At 63.0% G+C, this 5458-nt stretch carries 8 protein-coding genes and 1 pseudogene; 2 read left to right on the forward strand and 7 right to left on the reverse strand.

Going from position 1 to position 5458, the window contains the following annotated elements; all coding sequences use genetic code 11:
* Positions 1-543 (forward strand): SDR family NAD(P)-dependent oxidoreductase (locus tag EN993_RS30240; RefSeq protein ID WP_127265613.1); only part of this gene is annotated, 543 nt, incomplete at its 5' end.
* Between the two features lie 253 nt (positions 544-796).
* Here the strand turns inward: EN993_RS30240 and msrA are convergent.
* Together msrA and EN993_RS30250 are read right to left on the reverse strand one after the other, a co-directional pair.
* The gene (gene msrA, locus EN993_RS30245) at positions 797-1315 is read right to left on the reverse strand and encodes a peptide-methionine (S)-S-oxide reductase MsrA (protein ID WP_127265614.1); all 519 of its coding nucleotides are present in this window, start codon (positions 1313-1315) and stop codon (positions 797-799) included.
* Positions 1316-1397: 82 nt separating this feature from the next.
* Complete coding sequence (locus tag EN993_RS30250) at positions 1398-2945, reverse strand: glycosyltransferase family 39 protein (RefSeq protein ID WP_127265615.1); 1548 nt, start codon at positions 2943-2945, stop codon at positions 1398-1400.
* A gap of 299 nt (positions 2946-3244) precedes the next feature.
* Here EN993_RS30250 and EN993_RS30255 point away from each other — a divergent pair, with 299 nt between their 5' ends.
* Positions 3245-3952, forward strand: a complete 708-nt coding sequence (locus tag EN993_RS30255) for a hypothetical protein (RefSeq protein ID WP_109660931.1) — start codon at positions 3245-3247, stop codon at positions 3950-3952.
* Positions 3953-4086: 134 nt separating this feature from the next.
* Here the strand turns inward: EN993_RS30255 and EN993_RS30260 are convergent, their stop codons facing one another.
* From EN993_RS30260 to EN993_RS37450, 5 genes and pseudogenes are all read right to left on the reverse strand, one after another.
* Positions 4087-4410: a hypothetical protein gene (locus EN993_RS30260; RefSeq protein ID WP_109661445.1), complete on the reverse strand. Its 324-nt coding sequence runs from the start codon at positions 4408-4410 to the stop codon at positions 4087-4089.
* Positions 4410-4595 (reverse strand): hypothetical protein, encoded by a 186-nt coding sequence (locus EN993_RS30265; protein WP_109660929.1) that lies wholly within the window; start codon positions 4593-4595, stop codon positions 4410-4412. The genes EN993_RS30260 and EN993_RS30265 overlap by 1 nt, the downstream gene beginning before the upstream one ends.
* Positions 4580-4819, reverse strand: coding sequence for a hypothetical protein (locus EN993_RS30270; RefSeq protein WP_109660926.1), 240 nt, complete (start codon positions 4817-4819; stop codon positions 4580-4582). The genes EN993_RS30265 and EN993_RS30270 overlap by 16 nt, the downstream gene beginning before the upstream one ends.
* Before the next feature lie 105 nt (positions 4820-4924).
* The gene (locus EN993_RS30275) at positions 4925-5149 is read right to left on the reverse strand and encodes a hypothetical protein (RefSeq protein WP_109660925.1); all 225 of its coding nucleotides are present in this window, start codon (positions 5147-5149) and stop codon (positions 4925-4927) included.
* Positions 5149-5458, reverse strand: a pseudogene (locus EN993_RS37450) (hypothetical protein); the annotation flags it as partial. The pseudogene EN993_RS37450 and the gene EN993_RS30275, both read right to left, overlap by 1 nt.

Genomic DNA, 5458 nt, shown 5'->3' on the forward strand with positions numbered 1-5458 from the left:
GACGAGGAGCAGGCAACCGCGATGGTCAGTCGCGTGCTGGAAAGCTATGGCCGACTTGACATGCTGTTCAATGTCGCCGGCGTCGGCGTCGCGGCCCCCTTCCAGAACACCACCACCAGCGAATACCGGGCGATGGTCGACATCAACATTCTGGGTTTGCTCTATACGATCAACGCAGCGCTGCCGGCGATGAAACGGCAGGGTTCGGGCCATATCGTCATCGTCTCGTCGGGCACCGGCCGCTACATCCACCCTTCGGTCGTCTATTCCGGCACCAAGCACGCGGCCAGCGCCATGGCGGAATCGCTGCGCCGCGAAATCGGCAAGAACGGCATCCGCGTCACCGTGATCGAGCCAGGCGCGGTCAAAACCGAGTTCACGGCCAACATGCGCGATGACGTGCGCCTGGCGGTAGAGCAAAGACTGGGCGACATGGAACAGCTGGAGAGCGAGGATATCGCCGCTGCGATGCTCTACGCGGTTTCACAGCCACCAAGGGTCAACGTCAACATCCTGACGCTCTACCCGACGCAGCAGGCATGAAAACCCGCAGCCCGTCCCCAGTCGCGATCGATTGCCCGTGGCGTATGAAAGTGGCGCCAGTGGGCCTTATGGGGGGAAGCCTAACAGGGCGGCTAGTAGAAATGTTCAGTTTGGGCAGTTATAAGGTTTCGCAATTTTCTTATAACGCTTGAACTTGGGGGACGCGACAAGGCGCGCTGACTGAAGGTGTTTGGGATGTACGATGCGCCGCTCGACGACCTCGTCGAGCGGCAATGCATGGCGGCTCCGAACCCTACGAAACAGCCTTCTCACGAACCGGCAGCTTCCAGCCTGGCCTGACGAAGTGGCAGGTGTAGCCGTTGGGGTATTTCTCCAGATAGTCCTGATGCTCAGGCTCGGCTTCCCAGAAGGGACCGGCCGGCACGACTTCGGTGACGACCTTGCCCGGCCACAGACCCGAGGCATCGACGTCGGCGATGGTGTCCTCGGCGACGCGCTTCTGTTGGTCGCTGGTGTAGTAGATCGCGGAGCGATAGCTCATCCCGACGTCGTTGCCCTGCCGGTTGCGGGTCGTCGGATCGTGGATCTGGAAAAAGCGCTCCAGCAGCGTGCGATAGCTTATGATGGCCGGATCGAAATTGATCTCGATGGCTTCGGCATGGCTGCCATGGTTGCGATAGGTGGCGTTGGCCACGTCGCCGCCGCTGTAGCCGACACGGGTGGAGATGACGCCGGGATAGCGCCGTATCAAATCCTGCATACCCCAGAAGCAGCCGCCCGCAAGGACTGCGCGTTCGGTCGAAGTCGCCATATCACGTCTCCTCAAAAGCAAGTTGATCTCCCCATAAATGGGTATTCTCACCTGCTTCGTCCAGCGGACCGGCTGATCTGCTTCAGTTGCTCGGCCGGGCGAGGCTGTCGATCACACCCGGCAACTGCCTCACGCCGGGCGGAACGGCGGCAAAACTGATCGCCACCGGCGGCGCCTTGAGCGACCAGCTGAAAAGAACGGTCTTGACCGGGATGTTGTCCAGCCACGGCTGCAGCCGAGGTGGCACGCCGCGCCCAGGCCAGACCAGGAGTATGCCGTGGTCGCGCAGCCGCTGGCTGGTGATCCAGGGGGCGAGCCGCATATCGAGCTCGGTGAAGATCGACGGCTTGTCATAGGCATTCAGGCCCGCCAGCAACGCGATACGGGTATCGCCGCCGACGATGTCGAGCCGACCGGGCACCGCCGTGTGCCAGACGGCCTCGGCCTCATCCGAGATCTGCTGGGCCGGCCAGCACACGGCATCCATCCGGCCGCGCAAATTGCAGCTCGTCCAGCGGATACCCGCATATGCACCAGACATGCCGATAATGCAGACAAACGCGCAGATCGCCAGCCGTCGCATCTCGACGGCGCCGAGCCGATGACCCAGCAAGGCAATCGCCACAACGCCGACAAGATTGTACATCGGCGCGCCCCAGGCCTCGCCGGCGCCGGTGAACAGCGAAGCCACCATGACGAGGACCGCCGGGCCAAGCCCCATCCACACGACATAGACCAGCGTGCCGCGCCCGACGGGCTCTTCCGGCGCGGGCGAGCGCCGCAACAGCCCCGATATCGCCAGCACCAGAACGAAGCCGCAGAGCCCGGCTATCTGGACGCTGATATAATAAAAGCGGGAGCGATGGGCTAGCACCCACTGATCGCGCCAAGCGGCATAGGTCAGCGGCAGGAAATCCATGCGGTAGAGCTCGACGGCCAGCGGCGCTGCGACAGCGATGAAAACCGCCAGCCCAAGCCATGGCCAGGGCGTAGCCAGCCGACTGCGTGCCCGTGTGTCCGACAACAGCCAAATCGCGCCGAAGAGCAACAGCAGCCCGGTGGAAAATTTGGCATAGAGGCCGACGCCGGACACCAAGCCGAGCGCCAGCCACCAGCCCGGCCCGCCGCCACGGCTTGCACGCCACAGCAGCCAGCAGATGGCGGCCCAGAAGGGCATCTGCGCGTAGTCATGATTGAACTGCGGAGTGGGCCAGCCGAAGAAATACAACGACGGCATCAAAAGCACGGCGGCCAGCGCGCGCGTTCTCCCGAGCATGTCGCGGGCCAGCAGGTAGACGAAGATAAAGGTCGCCGAGACGACGAACTGGGCAAGCAGATATTGCGGCCAGCGGAACGATCCGGTCAGAAGATGGCTGGTCTCGAGCAGCCAGCCGGGAAGCTGCGGATGCTTGTAGGTCAACAGCACCCATTCGCGACCCCACATGAAGCCCTCGACGACATCGCCGGGCGGGGCGGCGTCGACAAGTGCCGGCATCACGGTCCAACACAGGATCTGCGTCAGGCATAAAATTGCCAGAACAGCTTCCGGATAACGGGGCAGATCCGACCAGATCGACGACTGGCGCCAGTCGCCTGGAACAGAACTGCCGACCGGCAGCCAGCCGTTCATGGGTTCATCGATTCGCGTCATGCGGTGGGTAAATCACATCGGACGGTTTTTCGAACAGCCCAGAACTCAAAGCTTACGAAAATGTATACTTAAACGACCATTGCAAAACCAAGATTGAGGCAGAGTTTCGCCTCACGATGCTGCCTCTCCCCTCACATGCAAGCAAGACGACAATGGAAAACGCCCTCCTGCGGCACCTCGAACGTGCCAAGCATGGCGCATTGGCCGTGATCGCGGCAGGCGTCGTTTGCGCCTGACCGGGCCCCCGGTCCCCCACCAACAAGCATCCAGGATTCAAAATGCGCCACCACCATGCCGTCATCCACTACCGTGCGCTCGACTTCTGGATGGCGCGCGCGGCCGTTCTGGTCATCATCTGCCTGCAGCTTCTGGTCATCAACAACCTCTCATTCGGGCCACGCTGGCTGGCCCCGGCGCTGGAGGCCGCCCTGCTGCTGCCCTTGTCGGTGGCCACGGCCTGGACCCAGGCCGCCACCCGAAAGGCGGTCGAGGATCACGAGTGGCATGCGATCGGCCAGTTTCGCGTGATGATCCGCAGGACCGCCCTAACCATGACCGCCATCATCAGCGTCATGAATTGCGGTTCGTTGGTCTTGCTGGTGCGTGCCTTGCTGGAGGGCCATGCCGGCAACAGCGGCACGACGCTGCTGATCGACGCCCTCAACATCTGGGTCACAAACGTCATCGTCTTTGCCTTGTGGTTCTGGAGCACCGACCGCGGCGGGCCGCCGACCTGCGGCCTCGTCAAGCTTGCGCAGGCCGATTTCCTGTTTGCGCAGATGACGCTGAACGACCGTGAGCTTCGCGATTGGCTGCCCGGCTTCGTCGACTATTTCTTCCTCGCCTTCACCAATGCGACAGCCTTCTCGCCGACCGATACCTTGCCACTCTCCCAACGCGCCAAGCTGCTGATGATGGCCGAGGCCATGATCTCGCTGCTGACCATCGCCCTAGTCGCGGCGCGCGCCGTCAATATCCTGGCTTGATCAGGCCAAAACGCAGAAAATAGCCCGCCCGGCGAACCGGAACGGGCTATTTTGGGTTATCTTCGACGGTTCGAGTGTCGCGCGAGAACGTGCCTCGGTAGTTCTACCAAGCAGTCGCCAACCGGAGACAGCAGCTACTCCTCCGGCGCGGGCTTGAACCTGCGCACCACAAACTCGAACAGGACGTCCGAAATCCACATGGCGCAGACGCCAATCAGGAAGGCGGCGGCCAGCGTGGTGGTATCGTCGGCCAGGTCAGGCATCGGCAAGCCGGTGATCCTGGCGTAGGACACCACCGGCAGCGTCAGGTAAGCCGCTGCCAGCGCGCCGCAGATCGGCGAGGCCACCATTTCGCGCAGCTTATAGCGATGCCGCGACAGCGCCCGCAGAACACCGCCGGCAAGGCCAGCCGCCACGACCGGCCCCTTGATGCCAAGCAGGTCGAAAAGATCGTGCATCACGGCCTCCATCCACAGAGCGTCTGGCCCTTTTCGTTGTGAGCCAGGATCGCCGCCACCGACGTCCCGGAAAGGGTCGCCACCTCTGCCCGTGTCGGCCGGATGGGATGCCCGGCCGCGCAGAACGACCCGCCTGATGTTGTGCAGCCGGCCAGCGTGAGCGAGAGCACTATGATCTTGACCATCTGCCCAGCCTCCCCCGGTTGTCGTCCGGCGTCCGCCCGGCGACGGCGTCGTCGATCTTCTGGGCTTCGGTTGCAGCAGCAGCATCTTTCAGAGCCTGCTTGTCCCGCTCTCGCTTCGCGCCTCGCAGATTGCCCCACCCTGCCGCAACAACGGTGGCGATGGCACCAAGAGCCGCGATGGCTATCCCTGCATGCTCGAGCAGAAAGGCGATGAGCGCGGTCATAGATGCCTCACTATGATGCAAACGGACACACCAATCGAAAAGCCGATGCAATATGGCTTGAACACTTCAAGCCAAGCGATGACGAGTTGTTGGAGACCTTCCATCTTACTGCTCCTCTGCCGGTGGCGGTGGCGCGACCATGCCCGCCGGCCCGTCGCGAACGGCGTTGATGATGATCTTGGCCAGCGCAATGGCGCCGCTGATCTGAAGCGCAGTGCGGTCGCTGACCCCGAACATCGTCCAGTCGAAGCCGGCCAGGGCGCCGCCGCAGATGATCGCGATCAGCGTGTTGAGAAGATTGTGCAGCGCGTTGGTGTTGAACCATGTCATCAAAAGAGGCTCCCGAAAAACCCGGTGACGTGATGGCAGAAGGCCACGAGCGCTCCGGCGATGAGGACGAGGATGCCGGCCACGGCAGCCGTCTTGCCGCCGGATGGCGGTGCCGGCGGCATGGGCTGGACCGTCGGCGCCCCACCAGTTGATGTTTCGACCCTGGCCGGCTGCGGCGCCGGCGCGGCCCCCGGTGCCGCCGGTCGTTGCGCCGACATCAGCAAGGCCTGAACCCGCACCGATCTGACGCGATCGGACCAACCTCGGCCGAAGGTTTTCCATGTCGGCAGCCGTTGGAGAAACGTCAGC

The organism is Mesorhizobium sp. M7D.F.Ca.US.004.01.2.1 (genome assembly GCF_003997785.1).
In the GTDB taxonomy this organism is placed as follows: domain Bacteria; phylum Pseudomonadota; class Alphaproteobacteria; order Rhizobiales; family Rhizobiaceae; genus Mesorhizobium; species Mesorhizobium loti.

What these genes read in the sequence shown, in the direction of transcription:
- msrA (WP_127265614.1), bottom strand. Translation starts at nt 1,315, where the DNA reads ATGGCGACTTCGACCGAACGCGCAGTCCTTGCGGGCGGCTGCTTCTGG.
- EN993_RS30250 (WP_127265615.1), bottom strand. Translation starts at nt 2,945, where the DNA reads ATGAACGGCTGGCTGCCGGTCGGCAGTTCTGTTCCAGGCGACTGGCGC.
- EN993_RS30255 (WP_109660931.1), top strand. Translation starts at nt 3,245, where the DNA reads ATGCGCCACCACCATGCCGTCATCCACTACCGTGCGCTCGACTTCTGG.
- EN993_RS30260 (WP_109661445.1), bottom strand. Translation starts at nt 4,410, where the DNA reads ATGCACGATCTTTTCGACCTGCTTGGCATCAAGGGGCCGGTCGTGGCG.
- EN993_RS30265 (WP_109660929.1), bottom strand. Translation starts at nt 4,595, where the DNA reads ATGGTCAAGATCATAGTGCTCTCGCTCACGCTGGCCGGCTGCACAACA.
- EN993_RS30270 (WP_109660926.1), bottom strand. Translation starts at nt 4,819, where the DNA reads ATGACCGCGCTCATCGCCTTTCTGCTCGAGCATGCAGGGATAGCCATC.
- EN993_RS30275 (WP_109660925.1), bottom strand. Translation starts at nt 5,149, where the DNA reads ATGACATGGTTCAACACCAACGCGCTGCACAATCTTCTCAACACGCTG.